The sequence below is a fragment of the Actinoallomurus sp. NBC_01490 genome (genome assembly GCF_036227085.1).
Lineage (GTDB): Bacteria > Actinomycetota > Actinomycetes > Streptosporangiales > Streptosporangiaceae > Actinoallomurus > Actinoallomurus oryzae.
This window is the reverse complement of record NZ_CP109433.1, coordinates 7,765,172-7,781,518: the sequence shown is the minus strand read 5'-3', so window position 1 is coordinate 7,781,518 and position 16,347 is coordinate 7,765,172. Positions and strand designations below refer to the sequence as shown.

13 protein-coding genes are annotated in these 16,347 nt (G+C 72.6%); 7 read left to right on the top strand and 6 right to left on the bottom strand.

Annotation, left to right across the window (positions count from 1 at the left end; genetic code table 11):
* Nucleotides 1-72 precede the first annotated feature (72 nt).
* Both OG417_RS35865 and OG417_RS35860 read left to right on the top strand, forming a co-directional pair.
* The gene (locus OG417_RS35865) at nucleotides 73-489 is read left to right on the top strand and encodes a hypothetical protein (protein ID WP_329238468.1); all 417 of its coding nucleotides are present in this window, start codon (nucleotides 73-75) and stop codon (nucleotides 487-489) included.
* Complete coding sequence (locus tag OG417_RS35860; RefSeq protein WP_329238466.1) at nucleotides 486-3,374, top strand: hypothetical protein; 2,889 nt, start codon at nucleotides 486-488, stop codon at nucleotides 3,372-3,374. The genes OG417_RS35865 and OG417_RS35860 overlap by 4 nt, the downstream gene beginning before the upstream one ends.
* A gap of 26 nt (nucleotides 3,375-3,400) precedes the next feature.
* On the opposite strand, the gene OG417_RS35855 is transcribed toward OG417_RS35860, so the two are convergent.
* Nucleotides 3,401-3,763 (bottom strand): hydrogenase maturation nickel metallochaperone HypA, encoded by a 363-nt coding sequence (locus OG417_RS35855; protein ID WP_329238463.1) that lies wholly within the window; start codon nucleotides 3,761-3,763, stop codon nucleotides 3,401-3,403.
* Between the two features lie 444 nt (nucleotides 3,764-4,207).
* Between OG417_RS35855 and OG417_RS35850 the strand changes: the two genes are divergently transcribed.
* The 3 genes from OG417_RS35850 to OG417_RS35840 all read left to right on the top strand — a co-directional run bounded on the left by OG417_RS35850 (nucleotide 4,208) and on the right by OG417_RS35840 (nucleotide 7,351).
* Complete coding sequence (locus tag OG417_RS35850; protein WP_329238461.1) at nucleotides 4,208-5,029, top strand: SAM-dependent methyltransferase; 822 nt, start codon at nucleotides 4,208-4,210, stop codon at nucleotides 5,027-5,029.
* 199 nt (nucleotides 5,030-5,228) lie between these two features.
* On the top strand, nucleotides 5,229-6,176 hold the full coding sequence (locus tag OG417_RS35845) for a hypothetical protein (RefSeq protein ID WP_329238458.1): 948 nt from the start codon (nucleotides 5,229-5,231) through the stop codon (nucleotides 6,174-6,176).
* The gene (locus OG417_RS35840) at nucleotides 6,173-7,351 is read left to right on the top strand and encodes a zinc-dependent alcohol dehydrogenase (protein WP_329238455.1); all 1,179 of its coding nucleotides are present in this window, start codon (nucleotides 6,173-6,175) and stop codon (nucleotides 7,349-7,351) included. Before OG417_RS35845 ends, OG417_RS35840 begins: the two co-directional genes overlap by 4 nt.
* Before the next feature lie 65 nt (nucleotides 7,352-7,416).
* Here OG417_RS35840 and OG417_RS35835 read toward each other — a convergent pair whose 3' ends face one another.
* The gene (locus tag OG417_RS35835) at nucleotides 7,417-9,027 is read right to left on the bottom strand and encodes a serine/threonine-protein kinase (protein ID WP_329238453.1); all 1,611 of its coding nucleotides are present in this window, start codon (nucleotides 9,025-9,027) and stop codon (nucleotides 7,417-7,419) included.
* 155 nt (nucleotides 9,028-9,182) lie between these two features.
* Here OG417_RS35835 and alaS point away from each other — a divergent pair, with 155 nt between their 5' ends.
* Nucleotides 9,183-11,837 (top strand): alanine--tRNA ligase, encoded by a 2,655-nt coding sequence (gene alaS / locus OG417_RS35830; RefSeq protein WP_329238451.1) that lies wholly within the window; start codon nucleotides 9,183-9,185, stop codon nucleotides 11,835-11,837.
* Nucleotides 11,838-11,995: 158 nt separating this feature from the next.
* Here alaS and OG417_RS35825 read toward each other — a convergent pair whose 3' ends face one another.
* Entirely contained in the window at nucleotides 11,996-12,769 is a 774-nt protein-coding gene (locus OG417_RS35825) for an SDR family NAD(P)-dependent oxidoreductase (RefSeq protein ID WP_329238448.1), read from the bottom strand.
* Nucleotides 12,762-14,123 (bottom strand): DHA2 family efflux MFS transporter permease subunit, encoded by a 1,362-nt coding sequence (locus OG417_RS35820; RefSeq protein WP_329238446.1) that lies wholly within the window; start codon nucleotides 14,121-14,123, stop codon nucleotides 12,762-12,764. The genes OG417_RS35825 and OG417_RS35820 overlap by 8 nt, the downstream gene beginning before the upstream one ends.
* A gap of 143 nt (nucleotides 14,124-14,266) precedes the next feature.
* On the opposite strand from OG417_RS35820, the gene OG417_RS35815 reads away from it, so the two are divergent.
* Entirely contained in the window at nucleotides 14,267-14,764 is a 498-nt protein-coding gene (locus OG417_RS35815; RefSeq protein ID WP_329238443.1) for a CGNR zinc finger domain-containing protein, read from the top strand.
* Here the strand turns inward: OG417_RS35815 and OG417_RS35810 are convergent.
* Together OG417_RS35810 and OG417_RS35805 are read right to left on the bottom strand one after the other, a co-directional pair.
* Nucleotides 14,743-15,291 (bottom strand): protein kinase domain-containing protein, encoded by a 549-nt coding sequence (locus tag OG417_RS35810; RefSeq protein WP_329238441.1) that lies wholly within the window; start codon nucleotides 15,289-15,291, stop codon nucleotides 14,743-14,745. The genes OG417_RS35815 and OG417_RS35810 overlap by 22 nt on opposite strands.
* 255 nt (nucleotides 15,292-15,546) lie before the next feature.
* Nucleotides 15,547-16,314: a M15 family metallopeptidase gene (locus OG417_RS35805; RefSeq protein WP_329238437.1), complete on the bottom strand. Its 768-nt coding sequence runs from the start codon at nucleotides 16,312-16,314 to the stop codon at nucleotides 15,547-15,549.
* Nucleotides 16,315-16,347: the final 33 nt, after the last annotated feature.

Genomic DNA, 16,347 nt, shown 5'->3' with positions numbered 1-16,347 from the left:
CGGAGCCTCTAGACAGAGGGCAACTCCGGTGCACCGGCACCGGGATCACCCAGGAGTCGTGAGGAGCATCCGATGGACCCGGTGTTGGTGGCGGCGGGCACGGCCGTCGTGGGCGCGATGGCGACCGACGCGTGGCAGCAGGCGCGAGCGGCCGTCGTCGGCCTGTGGCGGCGGGCCGGTTCGGCGGAGGCCGAGGCGGTGGAGGACGAACTGGCGCAGGTGCGTGTCCAGGTGCTGGCCGCGCGCGCGGACCAGGACGACGACACCGAGCAGGTCCTGGCGAGCGTGTGGCGGCTGCGCCTGCGCGATCTGGTGCACCGGGATCCGGCCTTGGGGGCCGACCTGCGCCGGGTCCTCGACGAGGAGCTGCTGCCCGTGCTCGACGCGCCGGACCGCGAACGGACACGCGCCGTCCTGATGAACGCGACGGCGTCCGGGCACGGACGCGTGTACCAGTCGGCCGGCGACCAGCACATCAACGAGTCATGAGCGACGGGAGCCCGGCGCGGCCACCGTTCCCGCGAGCCGGCGGCGCGGCGCGGCCGGCCCCTCTTCCGGAGCGGCAGGCGATCACCATGACCGCCACGGCGACCGATCGCGCCATCGTCTACCAGGCCGCGGGCGACCTGCGCGTGGAACCGGCCGCCTACCGGTTGGAACCGGTCCGTACGCCCCCGGTGCCGAGCCTGGAGGAGGCGCGCCGCCGGCCGAGCCGGCTCCTGGCGGCCCGGCTCCGGGTGGTCGACTTTACCGGTCGGGCCGAGCAGCTCCGGCGGTTGACGGACTGGCGAGACCGCCCGGACCAGGCCTCCGTACGCCTGGTCAGCGGCGCGGGCGGGCAGGGTAAGACCCGGCTCGCCGACCAGTTCGCGCGGCTGTCGGTGGAGGCGGGCTGGCGGGTACGCGTCGCACGGCCCGCGCGATCCACCTCCCGGCGCCGTGAGTCCCCGCCCCCGGCGGGCGAGGACCGGGACGGGCTCCTCGTCCTCGTCGACTACGCCGAGCGCTGGGCCGTGGACGACCTCACCGGCATGCTCGATGAGCTGGCCGGCCGGGAGCGGGTCCGGATCCTGCTGCTGGCCCGCGCCTCCGGGCTGTGGTGGTCCGGCCTGTCGCATCGGCTGGAACGCGACCTGGACATCACCGCGGAGGCCATGCCGCTTCCCCTGCTCGCCGCGTCGCCGGACGAGCGGCTGGCCGCCTTCGACCGGGCGCGGGACCGCTTCGCCGAGGCGATGGGGGTGCCCGCGGACGCGGTGGGCCGGCCGGCCCGGATCACCACCGACCCGGCGTACGGCGTCGCGCTGACGGCCCACATGGCGGCCCTGGCCGCCGTCGACGCGTACCGGCATGCCGAGAGCGCCCCGGACGATCCCGCCCGGCTCTCCGAGTACCTGCTGAACCACGAGCTCGACTACTGGCAGGACCTGCACGCGCACGCCGGTGGCCTGCCGGCCGTCGACGCCCAGGCGATGGGCCGTACGGTCTTCGTCGCCTCGCTCACCGGCCCTCTCGCCCACCCCGCGGGCATGGAGGTGGCCGAACGCGCGGGACTGGCCCGCGAGCCCGCCGTCCTGCAGCGGGTCCTGGACGCCCACGCGCGATGCTTTCCGCCTCGCGACCAGGCCACCGTGCTCGAACCGCTGTACCCCGACCGGCTGGCCGAAGACTTCATCGCCCTGCTCACGCCCGGTCACACCGACCGCTTCACCGCGGACGCGTGGGCGGCGACGGCGCCGGAGGCCCTCCTGACGGCCGGAGAGGACGAGGGCGACACGACACCGCCGTACGCCCGGCAGGCGATCACGGTCCTCATCGAGACCGCGGCGCGATGGGAGCACGTCGCCCGGACGCAGCTCTCCCCGCTGTTGCGCCGGCGGCCCCGGCTCGCCCTGGCCGCCGGAGGAGCCTCTCTCGTCACCCTCGCCGGACTGCCGCATCTGGACCCGGCCGTCCTGGAGGCGATCGAACCGCACCTCCCCGCCCATCACGTCGATCTCGACGTCGGCAGCCTGGCCTGCGTCGAGGCCTTGACCGGACACCGCCTCGCGACGGCGAAGGACCCCGGAGAACGGGCGAAGCTGCACTGTGAGCTCGGCCTGCGCGAAGGCAACGCGGGCCTCGGCGACCGGGCGCACGCGAGCTTCGACCGCGCCGTGGAGCTGTTCCGCTCGCTGCCGGCCTCGCGCGCCGCCGAGACACGCGTCGACCATGCGTGGGCACTGCTCAACCAGGGCATCGCCCTGGCGCACGAGGGCAGGCACACGGCCGCGTACGCCCCACTGCGGGAGGCGGTCTCGCTCTTCCACCAAGCGGTCGGCGACGATCCGGCGGCCGCCGGGGAGGGGCTGGCGACCGGCATGGACGCCCTCGAGATCACCATGTCCCACACGGGACGGCACCGCGAGGCGCTGGACCTGGCGTACCTGGTCGTACAGGCCCGCGAGACGCAGCCGAACAAGGACGCCGGGGCGGAGGCGGGGCTCGGCCGGGCGTACCTGAACCTGGGCAACCGGCTGGCACAGCAGGGCTCCGACCGGCAGGCCAGGGCCGCGACGTACAGCGGGCTGAAGATCTTCCAGCGCCTCGCCGCCGACGACCCGGCCGCCTTCACCCCCGACCTGGCCCGCGCGCTCGTGAACCGGTCCCAGGACCTGAGCCGGGCCAAGGACAGGGCCGAGGCGCTCCAGGCCGCCGAGGAGGCCGCCCGGCTCTACCGGGCGATGGCCGAGACGAACCCCGCCGCGTTCGGGCTCGACCTCGCCACCTCCCTGGCGAACCTCGGCACGTTGCACGGCGCGGCACGGCGTTACCGGCAGGCCGTCGAACGCACGGCCGAGGCCCTGGCCGTGATCGGCGAGCCGCCCGCGCCCGCGTCGGCCGCACACCGCGCGACCCGCGCCAGGATCGTGGCCAAGCTCGCCTACTGGCACGCCCACCTGGGCGATGTCGAGAACGCCCTTCTCCACCTCCGCGAGGCCGTCACCCTGAGCCGGACACTGACGCCTCAGGACTCCCTCGCGGACCGTGGCGGGGTAGCCCGTGCGCTGATGCCGACCGCCTTCATGCTCGCCGTCCTCGGCCGGCCGGACGAGGCGCTGCACGGCATGGAGGCCGCCGCGGAGCTCTACCGTCACCTCGTGGCGGCGGACGAGGCGTTCGAGGAGGAGGCGACGATGGCCACTCGCGCCCTCACCATCGGCCGGTCGATGGATCCGGACGCCTATCGCGCGATGATGGCCGGCCTGCGGCCCGAGCTGGAGCGCGTGACCGGCCCGATCGGGGGCAGGACGGAGGCGCCGGTCATGCCGTCCTCGCCGCGGATGGGGCGGGTCCAGCCCAGGAGACTTTCCCGCAGACGACGCCGGACCTGAACCGGCGCCGGAGCCGGGCCGCGCGCTCAGGCCGACGGCTCGTGTCTCCGCTCGGACTCGGTGAACTCGACGGACTCCAGCACGAGCCCGTCGCCGCTGTGCAGGTCCAGCCGGGTTCCGCCGCAGCCGGAGCAGACGGCGAGAATCCGGTCGGACGTCACGACGCGCCCGCACGACCGGCAGCCGAGCCGCACCGGCTCGACGACCACGTCGAGGTGCGCGCCGTCCGCCACGGTGCCGTCGGACACCGTGATGAACGCCTGGTTGAGCGCGGGGCCGCTGATGTGGAGCAGGGCGCCGGCGCGTACGCGCGCCCGCCGTACGGGCCGGCCGGCCGCCCGCCGCTCCACCGCCCGGAGGACGGCTCCGGCGATGCCCAGCTCGCGCACCGCCTTCGTGGGCCTCTGGTCCCTCGGCGCCGGCGGATGCCCGGCGCCGGCCGGAGCACGGTGGCGGTGGCCGGGGCCCCGGTCGCGCGCAGGGGCCCTGACACCGTCTTCCCTGACACCGTCTTCCCGCGGCGTCCCGGCGGCGTCTTCCCTCGGGCGCCTCCGCAGATGACGCCGGAGCCAGGCGTTCATTCGGCCTCCCCACGGATCGCGAAATACGGCGGCGTTACCGATTATTCGTACTGACGTTATTCGGGGTTCCTGACGGCTTGACACCCGTAATCGGATAACGATGAGTAAAGGATTGGTTACGCACGGCTTTTAGTGTTCCGGGGCGGTATGTTCCGGTGGTCATAGAGGTTTCCCGATGAGACGCATTCGCGGTGCGATAGGAAATTTCTGCCGATACGATGCTCCCGCGAGTCGTTCGGGGAGGAGCGTGCCGTGCCGGAGCCGCAAGACGAGCCGGTGTCGCCGGCGGCGCAGCGAGCCGATGTCACCAAACCCAGCCCTGCGCGCCTCTACAACTACTACCTCGGCGGCAAGGACAACTTCGCGGTCGACCGCGAGGCCGCCGAGTCGATCCTGGCGGTCATGCCCGAGGGCCGGCGGGTCGCGCGGGAGAACCGCGCCTTCCTGCGCCGCGTGGTCCGCCATCTGACGCTGGAGACCGGCATCCGGCAGTTCGTCGACCTGGGCACCGGCCTGCCCACCGAGGGCAACGTGCACGAGGTCGCCCAGGAGGTCGCGCCCGAGACCCGCGTCGTGTACGTCGACAACGATCCGATCGTGCTCGCCCACGGCGAGGCGATGCTGGCCAGGGACGACCACACCACCTTCATCGGGGCGGACATGCGGGAGCCGGAGGCGATCCTCGGCGATCCCCGGCTCAAGGCACTGATCGACTTCGACGAGCCGGTGGCGGTGTTGTTCGTCTCGGTGCTGCAGTTCGTGCCCGACGACGAGGAGGCCGCCGGGCTCGTGCGCAGGTTCGCCGAGGCGGTGCCGCCGGGCAGCCGGGTGGTGATCTCGACGATCACCGGCACGGGGCAGCGGGAGGACAAGGTCGCGACGATAACGGCCGCCTACGCGAACTCCACGGCCCCGGCCGTACTGCGGCCACGGGAGCGGATCGAGCGCCTGTTCGGCGGTTTGGACCTGGTGCCCCCCGGGCTCGTTCCGGCGCCGGAGTGGCACCCCGACGTCCGCGGCGAGACCGGCGGTGGCACGTCCTGGGTGCTGGCCGGAGTGGGCGCGGTCCGCTGACTCCGGGCAAAGCCGGAGTGCGGCGGCGGTAAAGCTTCGTCACTGGGCCGCGTGCCGCGCATGACGCGCGGGTCGGCGCGGGTACGGCACCATCGCAGGTCAGAGCGATATTCCAGCGACACACGAACGGTGCCGACGCATGCAGCAGCAGATCCGCGGGTGGCGCTTCGCCGCCGAGAGAATACCCAGACGCCGAATCATGCGCGACGGATCGCTCGCGCCCTCGGCCCAAAAGATCCTCAGCGCCTGTCAGGACCTCGGTCGCCGCGCCCGGGGCATGAGCGCCCCCACCCGCGGGCGTACGTCCGCCGCCCAGGCCGCCAAGACGGCGGCGCGCATGCCCGCCCGCATGGCGGAGTACCTGCCCGGCCGGACGCCGGGCGGCATGATGGGCCGGATGCCCGCGCGCATGGCCGAGTACATGCCCGGTCAGATGATGGGGCGCAAGCCTTCGCGGATGGCGGGGCGGATGTCCGCTCGTATGGCCGAGTACATGCCCGGTCAGATGATGGGACGCAGACCCTCGCGGATGGCGGGGCGGATGCCCGCGCGTATGACACGGCGCATGCCCGGCCGGATGGGGACGCGGATGCCCGGCCGCATGCCGAGCCGGATGGCGGGCCGGATGACCATGCCCGCGGGGATCGCCGAGAGGATGCCCACGGCGATGCCGTCGGTCATGACCCCGAACATGAAGCGGGTCGCCGGCGGGCTGGGGCTGCTGGCGGCCGGCATGGGCGTCGCCCGCTGGGCGATCCACCGGCCCGCGCGGGAACGCGCGCTCAAGAATCGCTGGATCATGGTGACCGTCAACTGCTCGCCGCAGCGGCTGGCCTCGCGGGCCGACCTCCCGGAGCCGATCACCCGGCTCGGCGACGCGGTCGACATCAAGATCGCTCCCGCGCCCGGCGACCGCGGCACCGAGCTCGGCGCGCGGCTGCGCGACCTGCCGCGTACGAAGATCGCCGGAATGGTCGACCGGCATCCCGAAGAGGATCCCCGGCGCATGGTCGAGCGGGCGCTCCGCGAGGCCAAGGCGATCATCGAGAACGGGGAGGTGCTGCGCGGCGACTGGCCGGCCGCCGCGGAACCCGCGCAGGCGGGCAAGCTCCTGGAGTTCGCCGGCCGTCGAGGAGGCCGGCTGTGAAGGCACTGTGCTGGGAGGGCGTGAACCGGCTGTCGGTCGAGCGGGTCCCCGACCCGCAGATCCTCAACGACCAGGACGCGATCGTCAAGGTCACGCTGAGCACGACCTGCGGATCGGACCTGCACCTCATCGACGGCTTCGTCCCCACCATGCAGGCGGGCGACGTCATCGGCCACGAGTTCATGGGGGAGATCGTCGACATCGGCCGCGGGGTCCGCCGCCGCAAGGTCGGCGAGCGGGTCGTCGTGTGCTCCTTCATCGGCTGCGGCCGGTGCTGGTACTGCACGCACGACCTGTGGTCGCTGTGCGACAACACCAACCCCAACTGGGAACTGGCCCGCGACACGCTCGGCTTCGAGACCGGCGGCGTGTACGGCTACTCCCACGCGATGGGCGGGTTCAAGGGCAGCCACTCCGAATACATCCGGGTCCCGTTCGCCGACTTCGGCACCTTCCCGGTGCCCGACGGCGTCAGCGACCTGGACGCGCTGTACGCCTCCGACGCCGCGCCGACCGGATGGATGGGCGCCCACATGGGCGGCGTGAAGCCCGGCGACGTCGTCGCGGTGTGGGGCGCGGGCGGCGTCGGCCAGATGGCGGCACGCGCGGCACAGCTTCTCGGCGCCGAACGCGTCATCGTCATCGACCGGCTGCCCGAGCGGCTCGCCATGGCCGAGCGGTACATGGACGTCGAGACGATCGACTTCTCCCAGACGGACGTGCCGGCCGACCTGTACGAGCGTACGGGCGGACGCGGCCCGGACGTGTGCATCGAGGCGGTCGGCATGGAGGCCACCGGCGCCCCGGACGGCCAGTACGCCTACGACCGGGTCAAACAGCAGCTCCACATGCAGCAGGACCGGCCCATCGCGGTACGCGAGGCGATCCATGCTTGTTGCAAGGGCGGTTCGGTGTTCGTGCTCGGCGTGTTCGGCGGCATGGTGGACCGGTTCCCGCTCGGCATGCTGATGAACAAGGGCCTGGTGTTCGCCGGGGCGCAGCAGCACGGGCACCGCTACATCCCGATGCTGCTCAAGCGCATGGCGGCCGGGGAACTTTCCACACGCCAGCTGGCCACCCACGAGATGCCGCTCGACGACGCGCCCCGTGGCTATGACATGTTCAAGCACAAGAAGGACGGCTGCGTGCGCGTGGCGTTCCGCCCGCACGCCTGAGCGCGTGCGGTGACTCTTGACGGGCGAGGCGAGTTCTGACCGTCGTCCGGCGCTCCGCGCGACGGTCAGAAGTGCAGGACGACGAACTCGTACTCGGCGGGGCTGGTGAGCTGGGCCGTCCCGTCCTTGTTCTTGTCGATGAAGATCGTCAGGTACACGTCGCCCCGCCGCTGCCGCAGGGGAGTCCTCCGCCGGTCACGCCAGGTCTGGGCGAGGTAGACCTTGTCCTGGTCGGCGGACTGGTGGGTGATCCTCGTGCCGACGAACTCGTTGTGGCTCTCGTTGTTCAGGAACAGCGTGCCGCTGCCGTACTCGTAGTCCGCGAGCCCGGTGCCCGGCCGGAAGCAGGGGTTCTCGGCGACCGACGCGCCGTTCCGGAGGTTGAAGACGCTGTCGTCGGTCCAGGCGCAGACCTCCACGGCGACGTCCTCGGCCTGTTTCGGGAACCGCAGTTCGAACGGCGCCTTCTTCATCTTCACCGTCACGACGTCCTTGTCGCCACGGTGGGCGAACGACATGGCGTCCGGGGCACCACCCTGCCAGAACTCCAGGCCGAGACGGGGCGTACGGGACAGCTGACCGGTGTCGCGGAAGTCGGCGGACGCCGACGCGGACGCGGAGGGCGGTGGCGTGGGCCGATGGACGGCGCCGTTTCCGCGCAGGCCAGGCCAGACCACCAGTCCGGCCGTGGTGATCACGGCGGCGGCCGCGACGGCCGCGGCCGCGACCACCGGGCCGCGACGGCCCATGCGCCCGCCCGGCACGGTGCCGGGCGGTGGCGCGCTCGTGTCGGGCAGTTGGTCGTCGGGCAGCACGGACGTCCGGCGGCCCGCGACGAGCGCCTCCCCGATCGGCGCCTGCCGCGCGTCCGGCCGGCCGAGCAGCCAGATCAGCACGTCGCGCATTGACGGGCGCGCCCGCTCGTCCTTGGCCAGGCACGCCAGGACGATGTCCCGCAGCGGCCCGGACAGCGGGCCGAGGTCGGGCTTCCCCCGCAGGACGCGGTTGCCGATCGCGGCGATGCTCTCCCCGGCGAACGGCGGGGAGCCCGACGCCGCGAACACCAGCACGCAGCCCCAGGCGAACACGTCGGCCGCCGGCCCGATCGTCCGCTCCTCGAACTGCTCCGGCGCCATGTACGACGGCGTGCCGACGATGCCGCCGGTCAACGTGGGACCGCCGTCGAGCGTACGGGCGATGCCGAAGTCGATCACTCGTGGGCCGTCGGCACCGAGCAGCACGTTGGCCGGCTTGAAGTCACGGTGCACGACGCCGGCCTCGTGGATCGCGGCGAGCGCCGTCGCGGTGGCCACCGCGAGCCGGTGCAGCGCCGGGCCCGACCGCGGGCCCTCGTCCCGTACCGACCGCAGGAGCGTGGGACCGTCGACGAACTCCGTGACGATGAACGGGGGAGACTTCGACAGGTTCGCGTCCAGCACCTGGGCGACGCAGAACGGCGCCACCCGCCGGGCCGCCGCCACCTCCTTCTCGAAACTCCGCCGCGCCATGCCGTCCGCCGCCCATCCGGTGTGCAGGACCTTCACCGCCACGCGGGAGCCGTCCGGGCCGGTCGCCGCGTAGACGACGCCTTGGCCGCCCTCCCCGAGACGTCCCTTCAGGCGGTAGCGGCCGAGCCTGCGGGGATCCCCCGGGTGCAGGGATGAGAACTCGGGCATGGGCTCCCCCGTCGGCTGCCGATCATGCGAACAACGCCACCGTAGGACCCTCGGAGGCGCGGGACCAGCGCGGCCGATCCCGGCCGCCGGCGGCCTTCCGGCGGGGAAATTCGTTCGTGTCCCCGCACGCCGCCTTCCTACGATGCCGCGAACACGTGAACGACCTGGACGGCCGGATTCCGGCCGACCGGAGGGAGGGCGGTACGGTGCCCGCGACGGACGGCGACACCATCCGTGAGACCTTTCTGCGTTTCTTCGAACGCAACGGCCACCGGCGCATCGAGGGCGCCTCGCTCGTGCCGGTGGGCGATCCGACGCTGCTGTTCGTCAACGCCGGGATGGCACCGCTGAAGAAATACTTCACCGGGGAGAAGGTCCCGCCCGCACCGGACCTGTGCGACGTCCAGGGCTGCGTCCGCACCAAGGACATCGACGACGTCGGCGACCGCCACCACATCACCTACTTCGAGATGCTCGGCAGCTGGTCGATCGGCCACTACTTCAAAGAGCGCGCGGTCGAGCTCGCGTACGCCCTGCTGACCGGCGACTTCGGCCTGGACCCACGGCGTCTTTACGTCAGCGTGTTCGGCGGCGACGAGACGCTGGGCCTGCCGGCGGACGAGGAGTCGGCGCGCGCCTGGGAACGGGCCGGCGTCCCGCGCGACCACATCGTCGCGCTGCCCGCGGAGGACAACTTCTGGGGCCCGGCGGGCCAGAGCGGTCCCTGCGGGCCGTGCACGGAGGTCTTCCTCGACACCGGCGAGGAGTTCGGACCCGCGTACGTGCCCGGCGGCGAATTCGACACGAGCCGGCGCTACATCGAGATCTGGAACGCCGGCGTCTTCATGCAGTTCGACAAGGGGCTGGACGGAGTGCTGCGGCCGCTGCCGTTCACCAGCGTCGACACCGGCTCCGGCCTGGAGCGCATGGAGCTGGCGCTGAACGGCCTCGACAGCGTCTACGACACGAGCCTCTTCGCGCCGCTGGTCCGTACGGTCCAGGACGTCCTGGGCGAGAGCGGCGAGGTCCTGCACCATCACCGGGTGATCGCCGACCACCTGCGCGCGGCCGTCGCGATCATGTCCGACGGCGTCCGGCCGGGCAACGAGGGCCGCGGCTACATCCCGCGCCGCCTCATCCGCAAGTGCGTGACCATGGCGATGGGCCGCGGACGGGAGCGCTTCGAGGTCGCGCCGGTCGTCGACGCGGTCGTGCGCTCGCTCGGCCCGGCGCACCCGCACCTGGTCGCCGAGCAGGCGGCGGTCACGGCGGCGATCATCGGCGAGCGCGACGAGTTCGGCGACACCGTCCGGCGCGGTCTCGACCGGCTCGACCGGGTCGTCGCCCGGCACGGCCGGGTGAGCGGCGCGGACGCGTTCCACCTGTTCGCGACGTACGGGCTACCGGTGGAGATCACCCGTGACCTGGCCGCCGCGCGGGGCGTGAGCCTCGACCGCGAGGAGTTCGACGGCGCGCTGCGGCGGCACAGGGAGCTCAGCCGCGGCACCAGGACGGATCAGCGGCTCCGGGCGGACGACGTGCTGCCCGCCGCGGTCGCGAGCCGCCCGGCGACGGAGTTCCTCGGCCATGACACGCTGTCGGCCGAGGGCACGATCCTGACGCTCTTCTCCGGCGGTACGACCGTGGACGCGGTCGCGGCCGGCTCCGACGCCGACCTGATCGTGGACCGCACGCCCTTCTACGGTGAGGGCGGCGGGCAGATCGGCGACCGCGGCACCGTACGCGCCGTCGGCCGCGACGAGGCGCTCGGCGAGATCAGCGACACCGTCGTGCACGCCGGCGGCGGCTACCTGCACCGGGTCAGCGTCCGCACGGGAGTCCTGCGGGTCGGCGACACCGTGTCGCTCACCGTGGACCCGTCCTCCCGCGCGGACACGGCGGCGAACCACACCGCGACGCACCTGCTGAACGCGGCCCTGCGCGCGGTGCTGGGCCCGCACGTACGCCAGGCGGGCTCGCTGGTCGAGCCGCGGCGGCTGCGGTTCGACTTCACCCACCCCGGCCCGCCGGCGCGCGAGGAGCTCGCCGCGGTCGAGCGGCTGGTCAACGACTGGATCCTGACCGACGCGCCGCGCCGTGTGGAGGTCATGCCGCCGGAGGAGGCGAAGGCGTCCGGCGCCGTGTCGCTGGAGGGCGAGGACTACGGCCAGGCGGCGGTGCGCGTGCTGTCGTTCGGCGACTTCTCCAGGGAGCTGTGCGGCGGCACGCATGTGGAGCACACGTCACAGCTCGGCTCGTTCCGCATCGTGTCCGAGCAGAGCGCCGCCTCGGGCGTCCGCCGCGTCGTCGCGGTGACGCGGCGGCGCGCGGTGGACCACTCCCTCGCGCAGGCGGCGGCGCTGTCGGACGTGGTGGCCACGCTGCGGACGTCGCAGAAGGACGTCGTGTCCGCGGCGCGCCGCCTCGTGGAGGCGGCCAGGACACCGAAGGCGGAACGCGACACCGCGACGCTCGCGAACACCGTCGAGACCGTGGTCAACGACATCCCGGTCATGCTGGCCCAGGCGGACGGCGCGGTCGGCGGCCTGCGCGAAGAGGCCCGGCGCGCCGCCGGCGAACGCGACCGGGTCGTCCTGCTCTGGACCGCCTCGGAGGGGAAGCAGACCCTGGTGGTCAGCGTCCCGGCGAGCCTGGGAGACCGCCTGCGCGCCGACGCGTTGGTCGAGAGCGCCACCCGGCGGCTGGGCGGCGGTGGCGGGGGCAACGCCCGCATCGCCCAGGGCGGCCTGGCCACCGCGCCCACCACCGAGTCGCTGATCGAGGTCCTCACCGAGGCCGTGCCGGGCTGACGGTCACCGGCCCGTCCAGTGCGATGTCGCGAACGAGTGCGCCGGCTGCCACCGTCGCCGCCGTCGTCGGCGGCACGGTGGTCAGCGCGGTGACCCCGCCGATGCGGCGACGACGGCCGCGATGTCGCCTGCCGCTAGGGCGGGGATACCGGATCCGGCTAGACCTGCTTCAGCATGCCGCCGTCGATGACCAGTTCCGAGCCGCTGATGTTCGGTGCTTTCCCGGAAACGAGGAACAGCACGAGCGCAGCGACCTCGTCCGGCTCGGTCATCTGCCCGGTCGACAGGTTCGTCGCGGCCGGGATGTCCGCGACGAAGCCGTCGAATGGCAGGCCTGCCTGACGCGCCAGCGCTTCTCCGGTGCCGCCGGGCTCCGTCCAGACCGAGGTGCGCACCGGCCCCGGGGCGATCGTGTTCACCCGCACCCCTTGCGATCCGAACTCCTCGGCGAGCGCCTTGCCGAGATTGGCCAGCGCGGCCTTGGCAGCCGAGTAGTCCACCAGGAACGGCAGCGCGAGGCGTGAGTTGACCGAACCGATGTTCACCACGTGGCCGCGCCGTGCCACGATGCTCGGCAGCGCGGCTCTGGTGGCCCGCACGGCGCTCCACAGGGTCAGGTCGAAAGTCTGCTGCCAGTCCTCGTCGGTGGCCGACAGGAATCCGCCGGGCCGGGGCCCGGAGCCGCCGACGTTGTTCACCAGCAGGTCGATCCCGTCGAACTCGCCGAGTGCCGCGTCGACGAGCCGTCCCGGGCCGTCGGGCGTGGCCAGATCGACCTCGACGGCGAGTGCCGCGAGATCCTTCAGTTCCGCGCTGATCGTGCGTGCCCCTGCGGCCACCCGGTAGCCGTCTTCGGCCAGCGCCCTCACGACGGCCAGCCCGATGCCCTTACTGGCTCCGGTGACCACCGCGAACTTGCCGTTCTCAGACATGTGTTTCCTTCCTGTCATCGAGTTTTCCGGGCAGGCGGAGGGCGAGTAGCGCGCCGAGCACGCAGATCGCCAGAGCCCACCAGAACGTGTTCCCGAACGCGGCCGCACCGGCGTCGGGAGGCTGCCGTTGCAGCACGACTGCGAGGAGCGCGGTGCCGGCCGCACCGCCGAGCTGGATGAGTACCACCAGGGCGCTGCTGGCCCGGGCGGTGGCGTCCGGCCTGATGGAGCCGTACGCGGCGGCCAGCGCGGGCCCGAGTACGGCGCCGAGCCCGGCCCCGCGCACCAGCAACGACGCGGTGAGGAGCCCGGTGGCCAGGCCGTCCAGTGTGAAGGGCAGCGTGCTGAGCGCGGCCAGCGACATCCCGGCCACCACTGTGGCTCTGGCGCCGAAACGCGCGCTGAGCGTGGCGACGGACGGCAGCACCAGGATCGTCCCGATGCCCTGCGGGGCGAGTTGCAGACCGGCCGCCCAGGCAGGCGCGTCGTTCGCCTCCTGGACGAAGAGCGGAAGCAGGAACATCATCCCGTAAACCGACGCGCCGAACAGGCAGGCGATGAGCCCTGACGCCGTGAACTTCGCGCCCGTGAACAGCCGGATGTCGATCAGCGCGCCGGGGCCGAGCCTGAGCGCGTGCGCCATGTAACCGGCCAGGAGCGCCATGCCGCCGAGCACCGGCGCGATGATCGCGACGGTACCGGCGGCGCCGCCCTCACCCGCGCGGGTGAGACCGTAGAGCAGCGCCGCGAGACCGGGTGAGAGCAGCAGCAGGCCGCGCAGGTCAAGGCGTGCCGGGTCGGCGTCCGGGCGGTCGCCCGGCAGCACTCGCACCGACAGGAGCAGCGCCAGCAGTCCCAGCGGAAGGTTCATGCCGAACAGCCAGCGCCAGGACAGCTGGTCGATGATCAACCCGCCGACCAGCGGGCCGAGCGCCGGGGCGAGTGTGATCGGGATCTGGATCAGGCTGAGCACCCTGGTCACCCGGCGCGGGCCGGCGGCGGTGGTGAGCATCGCCAGCATGATCGGTTCGAGCATGCCGGCACCGAAGCCCTGCACCACCCGGGCCGTGACCAGCAGTGTGATGGAGTCGGCGACGGTGGCCAGCACGTTGCCCGCCAGGTAGACGCCCAGCGCGGCCAGCCAGAGCGACTTGCCACCGAAGCGGTCGGTGCCCCAGCCCGCCACCGGTATGGCCACCGCGAGAGCCAGCAGGTAGGCGGTGCTGACCCACTGGACCTGGCTGAGCGGCGCGGCCAGCGCTGTGGAGAGCCGATCGATCCCCACGACCACGACGGTGCTGTTGAGCAGGGCGAGGAACGCGCCGAAGCCGAGGACGCCCCCCAGCGCGGGCAAACCGGGAGTTGGTTTCTTTCGGATGGCCATCGCACCTCATGTACCGTAGTAAAAGCTTTTGACGGTGTCGCACTATACTTAAGCCGTTAGGTGGTGTCGACATGGCGTGGGACAGGGAGAAGCCGGCCGCGGAGCATCACCGTGTGCCGGCCCGGCTGGTCACGGTGTTCGCTTTCCTCAACACCTGCGACCTGCGAACCTTTGGCGGGCGCGAGCCCGATGACGAGCTCGCCGAGTGGCTCGGCACATGCGAGCCGGCAGAGTACGAACTGGCCTTCGCGCTGCGCCGGACGCTCCGGGCCATGGCCCGTGCGAACCGGACGGGCGAGTTGGATCCTGGCGTGGCGACGGAGTTCGACCGGGTGAGCGCGGCCCTACCGCTACGAGCGCGCTCGAATGGCGACGGCGGGCTCGGCGCCGGCGCGGCGAACGGCGGGATCGCGGGTACGCTCGCGGACGTGCTGGCAAGCGTCGTCGTCGCCTCGGCCGACGGGTCGTGGGTCCGGATGAAGGAGTGCGCGGCGCCCGACTGCCGCTGGATCTTCTACGACCACGCCAAACCGCGTAACAGCCGCTGGTGCTCCACCGCGGGTTGCGGCAACCGGATGAAAACCCGCGCCTACCGCAGCCGCACGGCGTGAACTGATCGGCCGGTCATGCCGGATGACGCGCGCTCGAGCGTACGGGCGATGCCGAAGTCGATCACTCGTGGGCCGTCGGCGCCGAGCAGCACGTTGGCCGGCTTGAAGTCACGGTGCACGACGCCGGCCTCGTGGATCGCGGCGAGCGCCGTCGCGGTGGCCACCGCGAGCCGGTGCAGCGCCGGGCCCGACCGCGGGCCCTCGTCCCGTACCGACCGCAGGAGCGTGGGACCGTCGACGAACTCCGTGACGATGAACGGGGGAGACTTCGACAGGTTCGCGTCCAGCACCTGGGCGACGCAGAACGGCGCCACCCGCCGGGCCGCCGCCACCTCCTTCTCGAAACTCCGCCGCGCCATGCCGTCCGCCGCCCATCCGGTGTGCAGGACCTTCACCGCCACGCGGGAGCCGTCCGGGCCGGTCGCCGCGTAGACGACGCCTTGGCCGCCCTCCCCGAGACGTCCCTTCAGGCGGTAGCGGCCGAGCCTGCGGGGATCCCCTGGGCGCAGGGATGAGAACTCGGGCATGGGCTCCCCCGTCGGCTGCCGATCATGCGAACAACGCCACCGTAGGACCCTCGGAGGCGCGGGACCAGCTGCGCGCGGTGCTGGGCCCGCACGTACGCCAGGCGGGCTCGCTGGTCGAGCCGCGGCGGCTGCGGTTCGACTTCACCCACCCCGGCCCGCCGGCGCGCGAGGAACTTCGCCCAGGGCGGGCTGACCACCGCCCCGACCACCGACGCGCTGATCGAGATCATCGCCGAAGCCCTGCGGGGCTGATGGTCAGCGGCCGGGGGAGACGGGCACGTCGAAGTAGGTGTCCGGGTACGGCTCCCGCCGGTACGTGAAGTGCCACCACTCCTCGGGGATGCCGGTGAAGCCGGCCCCCTCCATCAGGCGCTTCAGCCAGAGGCGGTCGGCGTGGGCGGTGCCGGTGATCCGCGGGTCGAGCGTGTGGGCGCGCTCGTCGAAGCAGTCGAAGCCGGTGCCCATGTCGATCGACGCGTCGGGGAACCGCTGGGCCCGCGGCGCGTAGCAGGAGGCCAGTGGCTCGCCCGGCCGGTACGTCCGGGTGGGCTCGGCCGGCAGCTTCACGATCGTCAGGTCGACCGTGCTGCCGCGGCTGTGGCCGGACCGGCGGGCGATGTAGCCCTCGTCGAACAGCCGGGACTTGTCGACCTCGGGGTAGAACTCGGCCTTCATCGTGTGGTCGCCGGAGTCGCGCGACCAGGCCACGAACCGGTCCACGGCCCGTTGCGGACGGTAGCAGTCGTACACCTTCAGCGAGTAACCGCGCCGGGTCAGGTTCTGCTGTACCCGGTGCAGGGCCCGCGCCGCCGGAGCGGTCAGGAGGCACAGCGGCGCCTGGTAACCGGGGACGACCCGGCCGGTGAAGTTGTGCGGTGTGGCGTACCGGATGTCCTGGATGATCGTCGAGTCGACCGAGCTCAGCGCGACGAGGCGCGGGCGCGGCGCGGCGGCCGCCGTCCCGGCCGGGCCGAGCAGCGCGGCCACGACCAGGCCGCAGAGCGTGAGGGCAGCTCTTCTCATGCGTACACGATAGGCATCACGCAAAGTGACGAG

What these genes read in the sequence shown, in the direction of transcription:
- OG417_RS35865 (WP_329238468.1), top strand. Translation starts at nt 73, where the DNA reads ATGGACCCGGTGTTGGTGGCGGCGGGCACGGCCGTCGTGGGCGCGATG.
- OG417_RS35860 (WP_329238466.1), top strand. Translation starts at nt 486, where the DNA reads ATGAGCGACGGGAGCCCGGCGCGGCCACCGTTCCCGCGAGCCGGCGGC.
- OG417_RS35845 (WP_329238458.1), top strand. Translation starts at nt 5,229, where the DNA reads ATGCGCGACGGATCGCTCGCGCCCTCGGCCCAAAAGATCCTCAGCGCC.
- OG417_RS35835 (WP_329238453.1), bottom strand. Translation starts at nt 9,027, where the DNA reads ATGCCCGAGTTCTCATCCCTGCACCCGGGGGATCCCCGCAGGCTCGGC.
- OG417_RS35825 (WP_329238448.1), bottom strand. Translation starts at nt 12,769, where the DNA reads ATGTCTGAGAACGGCAAGTTCGCGGTGGTCACCGGAGCCAGTAAGGGC.
- OG417_RS35810 (WP_329238441.1), bottom strand. Translation starts at nt 15,291, where the DNA reads ATGCCCGAGTTCTCATCCCTGCGCCCAGGGGATCCCCGCAGGCTCGGC.
- OG417_RS35805 (WP_329238437.1), bottom strand. Translation starts at nt 16,314, where the DNA reads ATGAGAAGAGCTGCCCTCACGCTCTGCGGCCTGGTCGTGGCCGCGCTG.